The organism is Arthrobacter vasquezii (assembly GCF_029455255.1).
In the GTDB taxonomy this organism is placed as follows: Bacteria; Actinomycetota; Actinomycetes; order Actinomycetales; family Micrococcaceae; genus Arthrobacter_D; species Arthrobacter_D parietis.
Map to the genome: position 1 here is coordinate 47,840 of NZ_JAROKN010000010.1, position 14,457 is coordinate 62,296.

Below are 14,457 nucleotides of genomic sequence, written 5' to 3' on the forward strand. Positions count from 1 at the left end.
TGAACGCGTCCCGAAACGCGATTCCCATTGAGCGCCGCGGCGGCCCACCCCCAGGAGGAGTAGTGAGAGGAAACCTCATCCCCACCGGCGCTTTGCCCGAAACATGTTCAGGATGCGGGCCACCCACCGGATACCCGGGATGAGCGGGCGCTTGAACATGGCTGGGAAGGTTTGCCCGTCCTTCGAAGTGTCTCGTTGCCGCGACATGAAACATTGCCCCATGAACCCACGCGATCATGTATGCCTCGGCGAGAACGGCAGGCACATCCACCCTCAACTGCGTCAGTTCTAGTCCTTGCCGATGTCCGTCCACTTTGGGGGCCTGCGCGAGAACCTCGATAACGGGACGGTCAAAGATGTCTACGACGTTCGGGCCCGTTAGTGCACCGACTGGTATCGTCCCATCTGCACTGGGTGGCGTAGTGGCGAACGAAACTTTAAGGTCATCACGAGCGCGAACCGAAAGACCGTGTTTGATCTTGTTGTGAGCAGCGTTGAGCTGAAGTTCATGTCCCACGAGCAGTTCGATAGCGAATTGGAGCCAGTCGGCCAACACATTGGACGCCGAAGCAAGTTCCTCGGTTATCCCGCCCTGCAAGTCTTGCCCACGCAGGATCAGACGAGCGAACTGGGCTGGGGCCTCCGTCGAGCAGAGGGACGCCTGCAGTTGGTCCACAAGCTGATCGAGTTGATTCGGTCCAGCTGATATCCTCTCCCAGACGCACGATTCAGCAACTTCCATACCTGACGAAAGCACCGCCGCCAGCCGCACAAGAGATTCAGCCGCATGATGCCGAAGGGCATAGGCGTCTGTGGCGACCTGTGTCGCGATCGACCTCTTCGAGGTTGCGGGTACAAAGCCAACCGGCCGACCAAGGAGGCGCCTAAACCGCCCACGGGTCTCCGTCGCGTCCTGCTCAGCATCGGCTGCAACCCCGACATGCTCATCACAGTCGACCCCGGACTCCGCCCACCGCAACATCATCTCGATCCGAGCACTGAAGTATCCGAAGGGGTCGGACGAGAGGAAAGTGTCGTCAAGTTCCTGACGTTGCTCGGCCGTCAGAACTGATCCTGCAGGTGGGGGGTACATCCACCGAAGCCTATGGTTGCAGAGTCGGACTGTTCAATCGCCTCGCCGGACGACGGTCTTTCTGAATGCAACCTTCGTCCTGTTCCTCATGCCGCCTATTTTCAGATACCGAGATAAAACGACAGCACGTCTTATGTGCCGATGGTCTGCGGGCGGCCAAACACGTCCGGTTAGGGATGCCAGCTCCTGCATACTAGTGCGGTATGGGGAAGAAATGGCTGATCGCTGTCCTGGTAGGCGTGCCACTAATGTTCGTAGCAGGAATGATCTACCTCCTGCTGCATCCTCAGCTCACTCTCACGCTCGAGGACCTGATGGAAGCCGAGTACACCGGGAGAGATGTGACCACGGAGGTCACGGAGATCACCGACTCGGCGTGCGGTGCAGAGATCGGCTGCGTCGAGGCGTACAGCACAGCTGAAGCGAACTACTACCGTTTCCGAACGCATGCAGCGGCAACAGAGTACAACTCGACCCTTGCCGATAGCTTCAGCGTGAACTACTTCGTCATGGACTTCGCCGGTAAGGATGCTTCTGTGAACGACCAGCTGTTCGCCATGCAACAGCTGGCGGGTACGTGGAACGACTACGAGGGTGACTTCCCGGTCCGCTAACCAGCCCCAGCCGCCTGCTCGGTGAAGGATGGAGGATGAACGTCTGTCCCCGAGGAACAGGGCCCGGGCAGGCCTTCTAGTTCGAGAACTCTCCCTATAGGCTTCGTTCTATTCGACACCGTATCGGCGTGATTTTTTCGGACATGGAGGATTGATGTTTCCAAAGAGGGGGCAGGTCTGGACCTATCGGGAACGTACTCGGTTTTTGGCCTTCACCTGGTGTCTCCCCATCATTGGCTTCCTCGGCCTAGGAATCTATATCGGAGTGACCAAAGCGGACTGGCTGGTACTCGTCCTCGCAATAATCTGTCTTGGGTTCCTTGGATTGTTCTTCTTCAGTAACGAACGGAAATACCGCGGCGAACCATAGAACGTCGTGAGCTACGGCGCGGCCAGCAACGCAATCAAATGCCCGGATTATGGATAGACCTAAGACGCCTCGGCCCGTTCCTCACCGCCCGAGAAAGGGTGCGTTGAAGGATCGGTTTGTGCATGCGTAAAACCCTCTTGACTGGGGGTTTATTGTGCCGAGAATTGAGATTCTGTCAGGCTATGCCCGTCGACGGCAGGGGAGTGGTCTATCCGTTTTTCCAGGTTAGGCCGAGCATTGCGAAGGCTTGCTTGATTGCGTCGCTGTCGTGGTGGAGTTCCTCTGGCCTGCTGTGACGAAGCTTCGGGCTGACAAATCCCTCGTCCGGTCGTTCGAAAATGGCCCACAGCTGGAGGTCGTCGCCGTGACGGGAGGCGAACGTAACGCCGTCGAGGTCCGTTTTCTCGTAGATCCAGGCGGCGATGGCCTGTGTAAGTTGGCGTGGTCGGGCGTCTTTCAAGGCTGCGGCGTCAAGGTCTGGCAGGCCGAGGTTGAGAGCCATTCCGATGAAGTGCGGATACAGAATGGCGATGGACTTGGAGTCGGTCACGACACAGTAGCTACCTGCCAGAGCGGCCGAGGTTGCGGCGCGGGCATCAAGCCACTCCCGGGGAACTTTCCCAGGAGCCACGGTGGGATGCAGCACTGCGTCTTCATCGTCTTCAACGATTTCGTCCAGTTCCGCGGCGAGTCGGGCGTCGAGGCGGAACCCGGCCAAGACTTCGAGTAGACATGCTTGGAGGCTCGATCCAGCGTAGATGGTGCGGAAGTTTCCATGTAGGTCATCCCAGCGGCCTGGGAACCTGCCGTTGGTTGCCCATTCCCAGCCGCTCCATGCCCACGGGTCAGGACGGAAACCAATCCGCCAGACGCGGGCGTCTGCCGCTGATGTCAGCAGTTCAGAACTCACCGGTTAGCCTGCTGCTGTGAAGGCGCGTGCGGCGGCGAGGATCGCCTGCGCTGCGTCCTCGACCTGGCCTTCGCGCAGCAGCCGCGCCGGCGGCACGTCGTCCAGTTGCGGATTCATGCCCTGGAACCACGCCTGGACCACCACGCGGGAGTCCCGCTCGGCCAGTAGCGCGGCCACATGGTAGGCATGACGCAACCGTGTCATCACCTCGGCCGAGGGCCTTCTTTCACCGTCGGCCCACTGGCGGACGGCCCGGGTTTCCTTCACCGAGCCGATATAGGCGACCAGCTTCGAGCCGAGAACATCACGCAGATCGCGCACCAATTCCGCATCCGAAAGCCGGATTGAATCCTGATGTGCCTTCAGTCCTCCGCGTGCTCCTGCAACTGCTGTCATGTCTTCATGATCGCATGAAAAGCATGCCCTATCAACACATGAATCCCACCGTGGATCACATGCGATAAAGCGCCGATAACCATCGTTATGTCAACTTATCCTCTGCGTATCTCATCAGATGAATCGCCGGTGCCCTCTCCCGCGGAGTTGTGGGCCACGCCTCTGATGAGCGCTTCTGGCGCGGCATTCGACGGATTTTTCCATTACTGAACGAACCCGCAGAAACGGCGCGGTGGCTCGCGCCAACGGGGCATGGTGTGAAATCAACTTATCCAAATCGTGATCGTGACGCTGAGCTGTCACAGATATGGTGACACCACCGAAGAACAGTTGAAGTGCAGTCAGGGGGTGACTATGAGTGTCAATAGAACGTCGAAGACTGCGCACTCCAAACGCTTCCAAGTCCGAAGGCTGTTCTGGACCCTGGCGGCAGCCGCCTTCACTGTCGTGCTGCTTCTTCCTGTGGGCAAGTGGGGCCAATGTCCTGCCTCCGGGGACTGCGTGATCACGGAGCGCAGCATCTTAGGACTGCCGACGATCGGATTCCTATGGGTAATAGTTGCTTTGGCTGCTGGAGTTGTTACGTCGGTTCTCTATACGAGGCGGCACCGTTAGCGCCGGACCAAGGGCCGGGCGTACCAGGACGGGCAATGCTCCTTTCGCGGAACTCCTTACCCAACACCTGAAGGAGATCAGATCACGCTCCAACTTGATACGTAGGGGTGCCAGTAGTAAAGGACATCTTTGCATTGCATGCGAATACGGCGGTACGTCGACCTTTGGGTAGAGGCCATGAATGCGTCTGGCATGGGCAAGCCCAATAAGTGGGATAAGGCTGTCACAAGAAACAGCAGCTGCAGGCCACTGACTCAGTCGTCACGGTCTCGTTCACCAACGACACCCTCACGGACCCGGCACCCTTCGACCAAGTCATCCGCCACTACCTCAACGCGCTGTCGCACCAGATCATATCCCTCCACCGCGAACCAATGCCTGTTTCCCGGCGGCCGACCCGGTCAGGGAGTGAACCAAAACGCGCTGATGATGCGACTGCGCGAGGCCGGCATCGACCTCCGCGCGGCCCGCAACTCCGCCATGCGCGCCCTCGTGCTCGAGATCCCCGCCGAGAATCGTCGCGGACTCGCTCGGATACAGCTACCAGATTAGGTGCACGACTCCTGGGTTGAATCAGTTCCGCTCCGCGCTCAGCGTCGCTGCGAGCCCGATGGAACTGGTGATTACCGTCGGCGGGCAAGCCGGAACGAGACCAGCGACGGAGGCCGCGGTGAGTGCTCCCGATATGAGCTGTTACAGAGCGCGCGGGTCTGCCCCGGACCAGTCTGCGACGAGACCGTATCGCGCATTCACGCGGACCGTTTCGCGAGGGACGGTGGTGGAGGAGATGCGTGGCGTCCATCGGTCGCGGATGACGGTCACCTCCGTGCCGTCAAGAACTGCGGCCGCTTGGGTGCAGGCACCGGCTGCGACAGCTTCCGGAGCGTCTTTCGTGATGACGGGTCTGCCGGTCAGGTCCGCGAGCACCTGTCGGTAAGCGGCACCTCGGGCGCCGCCGCCCATCAGGACGATGTCGCCGTCGGTGGGGACGCCGAGTCGTTCGATGGCTTCCTGGCCGCGGTACAGTCCGAGCAGCACGCCCTCGAATGCGCTCAGCGCGAATTGTTCCCGCGTGGTCGTCGTCGTCAGTCCCTGCAGGATTCCGGTCGCGTTAGGCCGGTCCGGGGAGCGTTCACCGTCCAAGTAGGCGGCGAGCACGGGTCGTTCCGCGTCACGCATCGCGTCGAGGGCGAGTTCGCCGAGCGTGCCTAGGTCCACACCCATGAGTCGGGCGACGGTGTCGGTGACTTTGGTGGCATTCAGGGTGCACACGACGGGGAGGTAGATGCCGGTGGCGTCGGATACGCCGTTCACCCAGCCTGTTTCGTCGCAGATCGTATGGGGTGAGGTGGCGAAGACGACGCCGGAGGTGCCGAGGCTGTAGCCGACGTCGCCGAGTCGCATCCCCATGCCGAGTGCGCCGGCGTGGGTGTCGCCGGCACCGGGTGCGACGATCACGTCGGCGCGGAGTCCGGCCTCACGGGCTGCCGCAGTAGAGGCTGTTCCTGCTGGTTCAGACGGGCCGAGGACATCAGGAAGCGCGGTGGACCAGTCGACGTCCGCGGACACGAAGCGGTCGAGCAGGTCGGTGCGCCACCGGTTCTCGTGCGCGGCGTAGTACGCGGTGCCTGACGCCTCGGACCGGTCGGTGACTGCCCGTCCTGTGAGACGGAACGTGAGGTAGTCGTGGGGCAACAGGACACGGGCGATATCGTTGATGAGTTCGGGCTCGTGAGCTGCGACCCAGGCGAGTTTCGTAATGGTGAATGCCGCTGTCGGCACCGAACCCACCGCGCGCGCCCACCCCTCTTTCCCAAGCGCGGCGACCATGTCGCGTGCTTGCGGTGTCGACTCGGTGTCGTTCCAGAGTTTCGCGGGGCGCAATGCTTCCCCGGCGGAGTTGAGGAGCACCATTCCGTGGCATTGGCCGGCGATGCTGATCGCGTCGATTTCGGAGACGCGGACGCCGGCATCCGTTGCGGCCGCGGTCAGAGCGTGAACAAAGGCTGTCCACCATCCTTCTGGATCCTGCTCGCTGCGCGGGGGTGTCGTTGGCGGGTGCGCGGCGCGGCCCGAGCCGAGTAGCAGTCCGCTGTCGGCGTCACGGACTTCGATGGTGCAGGACTGGGTCGAGCTGTCGACACCGGCGGCGATAGGCATGGGGATCCTTGGGTTGTGGTTCGCGCTGTCAAACGAGGTTGCGGACGTTGTCGGGCTCTGCGGTGATCTGCCCGACGGCGCCGGCGGGGTGAGCCTCCAGTACTTCGTTCCAGCTGTATCCGTTGTAGTGCATGAGTACGTAGGCGAGGGCGTCGCCCCAGACGGCGGTGACGAGCGTGCTGCCCATCGCGATGACCCCGCCCGGGTCCGCTCCTTCCGAGGTGGTCAGCTTGACGGTGACGTCGGCGAGGGCTGCGATGGCGGATTCCGGCTTGGCTGTGAGGGCGACGATCTTCACGCCACGCGAGCGGGCGAGGGTGAGCAGCTGGTTGATCTCTGCGGATTCGCCGCCCTTGGAGATCGCGATGAGGAGATCGCCGGCCTCGAGCGCTCCTGAGCTGCCGTGCAGCGCGTCCATCGGGTGCAGGAACACCGAGGAGCTGCCGCAGACGGAGAGCAAGTGCGCGAGTCGGCGGGCGATCATGCCGGAAGTGCCGGAGCCGACGGTGAAGATCTTGCCGGTGCTGGCGAGTGCGAGGTCGACACTTTCGAGGAAGCTCGTGTCGAGCTGTTTACTGACGGAGCGGACTGCGTCTGCTTCGAGCTGAATGAGTTCGCGGGCGATGTCGAGGGCGTGAGCACTGTTGCTTACCATGAGGGTCCCCTTTTCTGTTGAGTCGGATGAGTGCGCTGCTCTGTGTGATGTTGCTTTAGGGCGGATCACGCAGATTTGCCGGGGTCGTTGCGGTTGTTGGGCGCCAGTCCGAACCAGCGACGTCGGCGGGACTTGGGTAGCTGCACCGTGTTCAAAAACACCGCTCCGACCAGGAGCAAACCGAGAGCGAGCAGTTGTGCGCGCGGGCCGGACGATCCGGTGAAGGAAATCAACAGCGCCGCGTTCAGCCAGGTGATGAGCAGGGCCGCGATGACCGTTCCGCTGATGCGGCCGCGGCCACCGTGGATCGCGACGCCGCCGAGAACGGCGATGGTGATCGCAGGCAGGGCTAGGCCGTTGCCTGCGCTACCGGCGTCGGGGCGGGCGGATGCAAACTGGGCCACGTTCACGATCGCGGTGACGCCACAGAGCAGTCCGGAGGCGACGTAAGCGGATGCGCGGATGCGTTTGACGGGCAGGGTCGCGTAGGTGGCCGCGACGTCATTCGTTCCTACGGCGTAGAGAGAGCGCCCCCAAGAGGTACGCGACAGCGCGAACCAGGTGATCACGATCGCTGGCAGCAGGATGGTCAGGACGTGGGTCGGGAGGAACAAGCCGGTCCCGAGCGGGATGTTGGACGTGATGGAGTTCGTCGCTGCGACCCGGGGCCCGGAAATCGGGGACCCGTCGTTGAGCAGCAGGGCGAGGGAACCGAAGATGTAAGAGGTAGCGAGGGTGGCGATGAGCGGGGGGAAGCCGACGTAGCCTACGAGCCATCCGTTGAGAGCTCCGAAGATGCCTCCGGCGACGATGGTGACGGCGGCAGCTGGAAGCACGTCCCAGCCCATGGGGCCCACGAGACTGGCGAAGACCATGCCGCCGAGGGAGACCATGCCGCCGACGGAGAGGTCGATACCGGAGCGGCCGGACAGGATGACGAAGGTCTGCGCGAGGGCGAGAAGAGCGACGGGTACCAGGGAGATCAGCGAGCTGAGCAGGTAGGACACGTTGAACGGGCCCAGGAGATAGCCGTTCGCGCCGAGTGAGGAGAAGACGACGATCATCACGACGGTGAGGACGACGAGGAGGGTGGTGCGGTCGCGGAGGATCGCGCCGACCTGTTCACTGGCGGGTACGCGGCCTGCTTGGTCCGGACGGGTTTCGGTTGTGACGCTCACGAGCGTGCCCTTCTTTTCTGACGTGCGAGGTCCACGCCGACGGCGATGACGATGCAGGCGCCCACGAACAGGTTCGTGACTTCGCTGGGCCAGCCCAGGTGGGTGACAGCGCTGCCGACGCTGCCGACAAGGAGCGCACCGAGCAGCGTGCCCAGCACGGTGCCTCGTCCGCCGAGGACGGAAGTTCCGCCGATGACGGCGGCGGCGATGACTTGGAGTTCCAGGCCGGAGCCAATGTTCTGCTGGACGAGTCCTCCGGAGCCGATCATGATCACGCCGGCCAGTCCGACGCAGGCACCAGTGAGCACGTAGACACCGGCGGTGGCGCGGCTGACTTTCACTCCGGCGAGGCGCGCGGCCTGCGCGTCACCTCCGATGGCGTAGAGGTGACGGCCGCCAGCGTAGGAGCGCATGTAGACCCAGCCGGTCGCGATCAGCAGCACGGTGATCAGGAACGCGTTCGGGATGCCGAGCGTCATGGCCTGGTTGGAGCCGCCAAAGACGGTGAGCGTTCCCGGCACGCCGTCGACCTGCTGGTCGCCGAAGATCTGCAGGGCGACCCACCGGAAGATGTTGAGGGTACCGAAGGTGACGATGATGGGATGGATCTTCGCGACGGTGATCAGGAGCGCGTTGACGGCACCTAGGATCGATCCGACGAGCACCGCAACGATGACGGCGACGGGGAGGGCGACTTCGAAGTCGCGAAGCATCTTCGCGACTACGACCATCACGACGGCGATCTGGCTTCCGACGGACACGTCGATGCCGGCGGTGACCATGACAGCAGTCATTCCGACGCCGATGATGGCGATGGGGGCGACCTGGTAGAGGATCGCGCCGATGTTGTTGGGGGTGAGGAAGGTGTCAGTCGATACCGACAAGGCCGCCCAGAGCAGGACGAGCACGGCGATCAGCACGATCTCCTGACCCTGCAGTAGGGGCAGGGTTCGACGGCGGCGGGTTGCGGGAGTGGCCACGGCGGTCATACGCGTTCGACTTTCTGTGTGGTCTCGGTCGTCGCTTCGGGTTCATCGCCGGAGGCGGCGGCGAGGATGCGGGACGCGGCGATCCCTCGCTGGAACTCTGCGGCGACGGCGCCTTGACGCATGATCAGGACCCGGTCGGACAGGGTGCGGATCTCATCGAGATCGGTGGAGATAACCAGGACGGCGGCACCGTCGCGGGCGAGGTCGAAGACGAGGCGGTGGATCTCGCCCTTCGCCCCGACGTCGACACCCTGGCTGGGCTCCTCGAGGACGAGGACGCTGGGTTTTTCGACGAGTTGGCGGGCGAGGACGACCTTCTGCTGGTTTCCTCCGGAGAGGGAACCGATCGGGGTCTCCGGGTAGGGTGCCTTCACCCGAAGCTTGCGCATCGAGTCGAGCATGCTGCGACGCTCGCGAAGCTGATCCAGAACGAAGCCAAGCCGGGAGAAGAACGGCAAGTGGGAGACGGAAAGGTTGAAGGTGAGCGACTTGTCGAGAAAGACGCCTTGGACTTTGCGGTTTCCGGGGAGCATGGCGATCCCTGCGCGAGCGGAGTCGCGAGGGTTCGAGATGGTCAGAGGCTTGGCACGGATCAGGATCTGACCGGCCTTGGCGGGAAGGACGCCGTTGAGGGCGCGGGCGAGTTCTCCCGTGCCCGATCCGATGAGGCCGTAGACTCCGACAATCTCTCCCTGAGCGACCGTGAGGTTCGCGCAGCGCAATGCTTTGCCTGCGGAGAGAGAGCGCACTTCGACCCCAATGTCGGTGGAGACGGTGCGTTCGCCGACCTCGACGACGTCCAATTCACCGCCGATCATCAGTTCGGCGATGGCGCGCGTGGAGAGTTCGGACATCGGTGCGCTGGTGACGACTTCACCGTCGCGCATGACGGTGACCCGATCGGCGATCTGGGCGAGCTCGTCCAGCCTGTGCGAGATGTAGATGACACCGACTCCGGCATCACGCATGCGCCGCACGACGCCGAAGAGGGTGTCAATGTCGTGGTCCGCGAGGATCGCGGAGGGCTCATCCAAGATGAGCACGCGGACCTTGGTGGCGAAGGCCTTCGCGATCGAGATGAGCTGCTGCTCGCCGACGCTCAGGTCGCCGACCTGGCGGGACGCCAGTACAGGGTCCAGGCCGATCTGTTCGAGCAGCTCTGCTGCGGTCGCGAATTGTTCGGCCCATCGCACCGGACCGCCACGCCCACGCAGTTCCCGACCGAGGAACAGGTTCTCAGCGACGGTCAGTTCTGCAAACAGGTGGGGCTCTTGATAGACGGTAGAGATTCCTGCGGCGAGAGATGCACTCGGGCTGCCGGGGGCGACGGCCTCACCGCGGACGGTGACGCTGCCGGTATCCGGGCGTTCGACGCCGGAGAGCATCTTGATGAGCGTGGACTTGCCCGCTCCGTTCTCTCCCACAAGGGCATGGACTTCGCCAAGGCGGACGTCGAAGTCGACGCCGCGCAGAGCGCGAACACCGCCATAAGCCTTCGTGATCCCGCCCGCCTGGAGCAACGTATCGAGCGGGAGCTCGGGCACCGATGCTGCCGTACTTGTCATGAGTGCATCCTTCGAGACGGTAGCGGCCCGGAGGCCGCCACCGTCAGATCATCAGTAGTCGTAATCGCCGACGTTGGCGGTGGTGAGGATCAGCGGGTCGCCCAGGAGCAGCTCGCCGGTAGAGGAGTCGTACGTGACCTTGCCGATGCGTCCGACCTCGTTCTCGGCCGCGATCTCGTCGCCGCTGGCGAGCGTGTAGCCGGCCCATCCTGCGAGGTAGCCGAGGTTCTCCACGTCCCAGAGCACGGAGGCGCTCGAGGAGCCGTCTTCGAGGTACGGAGCCATCGAGTTGGGGGTGCCGACACCGGTGGTGAAGATCTTGCCGATGTTTCCGGTCTCCTCGACCGCGCGGGCAACACCCGGAGCGGTCGGGGTGCACATCCCGACCAGACCGGTCAGGTTCGGGTGAGCATTGATAAGGTCCTTCGCCATCGAGACGGCGTTGGCCTCGTCCTCGTCGGCGTACACGGTATCGACGATCTTCGCGTCCGGGTACTTCTCCGCGGTGTACTTCTTCAGTTCTTCGATCCACGAGTTAAGGTTTGACGCGGTCTGACCACAGGACACGATCGCGAACTCACCGGACCCGCCCATCGGCGTGAGGACCTGGTCGGCCAGAGCCTGCCCGATCGCGGCCGAGGACGCCTGGTTGACGAACACGGACCGCACCGAGTCGGGCGCGTCGGTGTCGACCGTTCCCACGGCGATGCCGCGGTCCTGCGCTTCCTTGAGCACTGGGCCCATGGAGTCGGGGTCGTTCGGAGCGACGACGATCGCGTTGGCGCCCTGCTGCATCAGCGAGCGGACCACGTCAGCCTGTGCGGACGGGTCGGCGGCGGTGGGGCCAACAAAGTTCGAGGTGAAGCCGAACTCTTCCGCGGCGTCGTCGGCGCCGCGCTTGATCGCGTCGGCAAACGGAACGCCCTGGATCTTCGGGACCACGGCGACGGTCAGTCCGCCGTCGGCGCCGGAGGTCGAGCCGCCGGATCCGCCGTTAGTGGCACATCCGGTCAAGGCGAGAGCCGAGATGAGCGCGATACTGCAGAGCGCCCTTGCACTGGAGCTAGACATGGGGTGTTGTCCTTTCGGTTTTACGGCGCGTTGCAGGGCAGCGCGACGCGTGGGGCAGGTGCGCCCCCCGGATGGGAAACGAGAAAGCGGGCGCTTACTCGAGGTTCGTGTGGCGCAGGCGCGCGTCTTCGAGCGGCTGCTCGAGGCGGTCGCTGAGACGCTTGATCGCTACGTCGTAGAAGAACAGCTGGATCACCTCGAAGACACTGCCCATCAGCAGAGCGCTGACGGGGACCTGGAGGTCCTCCGACATCGTCGGACCGGGAAGGGTGATGACGACGTCGGCGAGGGCGGCACTGGCGCCGTCAGGATTCGCGGTCACGAGGAGATTGCGGGCGCCGGCGTGCTTTGCGATTTCCTGAAGAGCCTGGATGGTCCCGAAATGCCCCGGACCCGCGCTGACGATCAGGAGGTCCCCGGAGCGCACGGGCGGCGCCGTCATGTCGCCCAACACGTGGGCATCGAACCCCAGATGCATCAGCCGCATCGCAAGTGCCTTGATCATCAAGCCCTCGCGGCCAACACCGTGCAGCACGATCGTCTTCGCGGTGACGATCTCGTCCAAGAAGCTGTCGTACCTGCCCTCGGGGACCTCGTCGAGCATGCTTCCGACCTCGGCGATCGCTGCTGTCGCGATGTCACGCGCTGGTGTGGTGGTCATCAAGTTGGGTCCTTTCTGAGGCCTCATTGCCGATACAGGTGCCCCGCGGGACGGAACCGTATCGCTTTGCGATCCGAGCCAGTCTTCTCATATGAGCGTTACTTCCTGCTCACATGATGTAGATTAGGCACATGAGTTCGGAAAGTGCAAACATCCCGTCGGAGTAATCTGGGCTTAATCAGGTAACGGAGGTTCCTATGAGTGCACCCTTGGGGGAGACGGTCGACCGATCGCTCCTGGTCGCTGTGGCTCGACGCTTCTTCCTCGAAGACGCGAGCAAGGTGGAGATCGCCAAGGAGCTGGGGCTCAATCGGTTCAAGGTCGCTCGCCTTCTCGAGCTCGCGCGAGAACTGGGCGTTGTCACGATCGAGCTCGATGACGGCGGCGCCGTCATCCCCGACCTCTCTGCCCGGCTCGCACAGCAGCTCGGGCTACGGCACGCGACCGTCGTGGAGTCCCATGGTTCCCCCGACGCTGTTCGACGTCAGATCGGTCTGGCCGCAGCGGAGCACCTACAGACGACGCTGAAAGATGGCGACGCCCTTGGCGTGAGCTGGGGCCGAACCATTCGGGCCATGGCGGCCGCCTTACCGACACTCCCCCGCATCGCCGTTGTCCAGCTGACCGGCACCGTTGGCGCCGAACTGGCCGATTCCCCCGTCGAGATGGTCAGAATGGTGGCGCAGAACTCGGGTGGATCAGCACGCACGATCTTCACCCCAATGGTTGTGGACGATGCCCGCACAGCGGCCTCTCTACGCGCACAAAGCGACGTGGCGAACGTGCTCGCCCTTATGGACCACCTCGACGCTGCTGTCCTCGCGCTCGGATCGTGGGCGCCACCGGATTCACAGCTGCGAGAGACGATCCCGACGCCGATTCGCAGCATCCTTGAGGACCAAGGTGTCGTCGCCGAGGTGGGTGCTCTGCTTATCGCCGACGACGGTTCGGTCGTCGCGCACGATTTCACCGACCGATGTATCGCGATCACCGAGAAGCAGCTGCGAGAGACGGCGCGCATCGTCCTAGTCGGTGGCGGAGCACGGAAGGCACGCGCCGCTGCAGCGGTCGCCAAATCCGGTCTCGTCACAGAGATCGTCACCGATCGCGCGCTCGCTGAAGCGGTCTTGGAGCGCTCCTGCTCTACACGATCCGCGCCAGACGGAGCTATATTCTCTGCCTGAGTGGCCTATGCGCCACCTGTCCGTTCGACACCACATCACCCCCGGGAACAGCACGACTCCATCGAAGGCCGCAACCGCACCCTTTCAACTGGCGTGGCACAGACATGGCCCTGAATATGCACGCTGGTTGGAAGGGACCGTCCTCATGACTCAATTCAAAACAAGTCGCCCCACGTGGTACGTGACGCCCATCACGCAATGGATGAGTGGTCGCGATTAGAAGGGGTAACTGGCTGGCAAGTGCGTCACTTAGATCCTTCGAACCTTCACGACTTTGAAATCGGAGGTGAGCGTGTAACCGAGCACTTTGAATACATCTGCGCCGTTCCTGAATCGGCGCTGTCGAATTTGAGATCATCCAACCCGTCACGGCCCGAACATATTCTGGGACTTTCTTGAAACCCCACGGCGAAGGTCTGCACCACGTCAAAAACGTCGTCGCAACCGAGGAGATCCGACCCCGTGCTCGAGCGTTACGCGACAAAGCCCCGTCTACGTCTGAAGGCGGCTCACCCACAGGTGGACGGCTTTGAGCTCTGTCCTTCGAGCTCCACCCGCCCACAGGTGGACGCCCCGCAACCTAGGCCCAGTCAATCCAGCTCGAAGAGTCCTGCTGGCGGTGGGGTAAGGGGTAGCGGGATGCCTGTGGGTTTGTGTTCGCGGGGTGTGCAGCCGGCGAAGGGCCCGTCCTGGGCGAAGAGTACGCGCATGGTGGCGTCGGCGTGGTCTCGCCACCACACGATCATGCCGGTGGTCGGGTCCAGTCGGGATGCCTCCCAAGCCCGCCATAGCGCGGTGAGCCGGCTGACGGCTTCGGCATGGAGCCACCATCTGCTGCACCAGGTGAACGTGTTGCCCCGACCTGCGAGGTCGACCGGCCTGCGGTATTGCTGGGCGAGCATCTGAGTAACGAACTGTTCGACATTCGCGTAGTACAGCCGTGGTTCCTCGTCCGTCACATCGTTGTTCGCCTCATCGGCGATATCGATGTCCAAC

Annotated in this window: 14 protein-coding genes; 4 read left to right on the forward strand and 10 right to left on the reverse strand. The window is 63.1% G+C overall.

Features of this window, described 5'->3' with window-relative positions:
* Positions 1-484 precede the first annotated feature (484 nt).
* Together P4U43_RS06400 and P4U43_RS06405 are read left to right on the forward strand one after the other, a co-directional pair.
* Positions 485-706, forward strand: a complete 222-nt coding sequence (locus P4U43_RS06400; protein ID WP_277357973.1) for a hypothetical protein — start codon at positions 485-487, stop codon at positions 704-706.
* A 590-nt stretch (positions 707-1,296) separates the two neighbouring features.
* On the forward strand, positions 1,297-1,707 hold the full coding sequence (locus P4U43_RS06405; protein WP_277357974.1) for a hypothetical protein: 411 nt from the start codon (positions 1,297-1,299) through the stop codon (positions 1,705-1,707).
* Positions 1,708-2,285: 578 nt separating this feature from the next.
* Here P4U43_RS06405 and P4U43_RS06410 read toward each other — a convergent pair.
* On the reverse strand, positions 2,286-2,987 hold the full coding sequence (locus tag P4U43_RS06410; RefSeq protein ID WP_277357975.1) for an RES domain-containing protein: 702 nt from the start codon (positions 2,985-2,987) through the stop codon (positions 2,286-2,288).
* 3 nt (positions 2,988-2,990) lie between these two features.
* Positions 2,991-3,383, reverse strand: coding sequence for a hypothetical protein (locus P4U43_RS06415; protein ID WP_277357976.1), 393 nt, complete (start codon positions 3,381-3,383; stop codon positions 2,991-2,993).
* 1,023 nt (positions 3,384-4,406) lie between these two features.
* On the opposite strand from P4U43_RS06415, the gene P4U43_RS06420 reads away from it, so the two are divergent.
* Positions 4,407-4,550, forward strand: coding sequence for a hypothetical protein (locus P4U43_RS06420; RefSeq protein WP_277357977.1), 144 nt, complete (start codon positions 4,407-4,409; stop codon positions 4,548-4,550).
* 141 nt (positions 4,551-4,691) lie between these two features.
* Here the strand turns inward: P4U43_RS06420 and xylB are convergent, their stop codons facing one another.
* From xylB to P4U43_RS06455, 7 genes are all read right to left on the reverse strand, one after another.
* Positions 4,692-6,158 carry a xylulokinase gene (gene xylB / locus P4U43_RS06425; RefSeq protein WP_277357978.1) on the reverse strand — a complete coding sequence of 489 codons (1,467 nt, stop codon included), beginning with the start codon at positions 6,156-6,158 and terminating at the stop codon, positions 4,692-4,694.
* 28 nt (positions 6,159-6,186) lie between these two features.
* Complete coding sequence (locus tag P4U43_RS06430) at positions 6,187-6,813, reverse strand: KpsF/GutQ family sugar-phosphate isomerase (RefSeq protein WP_277357979.1); 627 nt, start codon at positions 6,811-6,813, stop codon at positions 6,187-6,189.
* A 65-nt stretch (positions 6,814-6,878) separates the two neighbouring features.
* A complete protein-coding gene (locus P4U43_RS06435) occupies positions 6,879-7,991 on the reverse strand; it encodes an ABC transporter permease (protein WP_277357980.1) in 1,113 nt (370 codons plus the stop codon).
* Entirely contained in the window at positions 7,988-8,971 is a 984-nt protein-coding gene (locus P4U43_RS06440) for an ABC transporter permease (protein WP_277357981.1), read from the reverse strand. Before P4U43_RS06440 ends, P4U43_RS06435 begins: the two co-directional genes overlap by 4 nt.
* Positions 8,972-8,976: 5 nt before the next feature.
* Complete coding sequence (locus tag P4U43_RS06445) at positions 8,977-10,545, reverse strand: sugar ABC transporter ATP-binding protein (RefSeq protein ID WP_277357982.1); 1,569 nt, start codon at positions 10,543-10,545, stop codon at positions 8,977-8,979.
* Positions 10,546-10,596: 51 nt separating this feature from the next.
* Positions 10,597-11,616, reverse strand: coding sequence for an autoinducer 2 ABC transporter substrate-binding protein (locus P4U43_RS06450; RefSeq protein ID WP_277357983.1), 1,020 nt, complete (start codon positions 11,614-11,616; stop codon positions 10,597-10,599).
* A gap of 94 nt (positions 11,617-11,710) precedes the next feature.
* Entirely contained in the window at positions 11,711-12,277 is a 567-nt protein-coding gene (locus P4U43_RS06455; protein ID WP_277357984.1) for an SIS domain-containing protein, read from the reverse strand.
* A 197-nt stretch (positions 12,278-12,474) separates the two neighbouring features.
* On the opposite strand from P4U43_RS06455, the gene P4U43_RS06460 reads away from it, so the two are divergent.
* Entirely contained in the window at positions 12,475-13,461 is a 987-nt protein-coding gene (locus tag P4U43_RS06460) for a sugar-binding transcriptional regulator (protein WP_277357985.1), read from the forward strand.
* A gap of 590 nt (positions 13,462-14,051) precedes the next feature.
* On the opposite strand, the gene P4U43_RS06465 is transcribed toward P4U43_RS06460, so the two are convergent.
* Positions 14,052-14,456, reverse strand: a complete 405-nt coding sequence (locus P4U43_RS06465; protein ID WP_277357986.1) for a DUF4913 domain-containing protein — start codon at positions 14,454-14,456, stop codon at positions 14,052-14,054.
* Position 14,457 lies beyond the last annotated feature (1 nt).

What these genes read in the sequence shown, in the direction of transcription:
- P4U43_RS06445 (WP_277357982.1), bottom strand. Translation starts at nt 10,545, where the DNA reads ATGACAAGTACGGCAGCATCGGTGCCCGAGCTCCCGCTCGATACGTTG.
- P4U43_RS06455 (WP_277357984.1), bottom strand. Translation starts at nt 12,277, where the DNA reads ATGACCACCACACCAGCGCGTGACATCGCGACAGCAGCGATCGCCGAG.
- P4U43_RS06430 (WP_277357979.1), bottom strand. Translation starts at nt 6,813, where the DNA reads ATGGTAAGCAACAGTGCTCACGCCCTCGACATCGCCCGCGAACTCATT.
- P4U43_RS06415 (WP_277357976.1), bottom strand. Translation starts at nt 3,383, where the DNA reads ATGACAGCAGTTGCAGGAGCACGCGGAGGACTGAAGGCACATCAGGAT.
- xylB (WP_277357978.1), bottom strand. Translation starts at nt 6,158, where the DNA reads ATGCCTATCGCCGCCGGTGTCGACAGCTCGACCCAGTCCTGCACCATC.
- P4U43_RS06405 (WP_277357974.1), top strand. Translation starts at nt 1,297, where the DNA reads ATGGGGAAGAAATGGCTGATCGCTGTCCTGGTAGGCGTGCCACTAATG.
- P4U43_RS06460 (WP_277357985.1), top strand. Translation starts at nt 12,475, where the DNA reads ATGAGTGCACCCTTGGGGGAGACGGTCGACCGATCGCTCCTGGTCGCT.
- P4U43_RS06450 (WP_277357983.1), bottom strand. Translation starts at nt 11,616, where the DNA reads ATGTCTAGCTCCAGTGCAAGGGCGCTCTGCAGTATCGCGCTCATCTCG.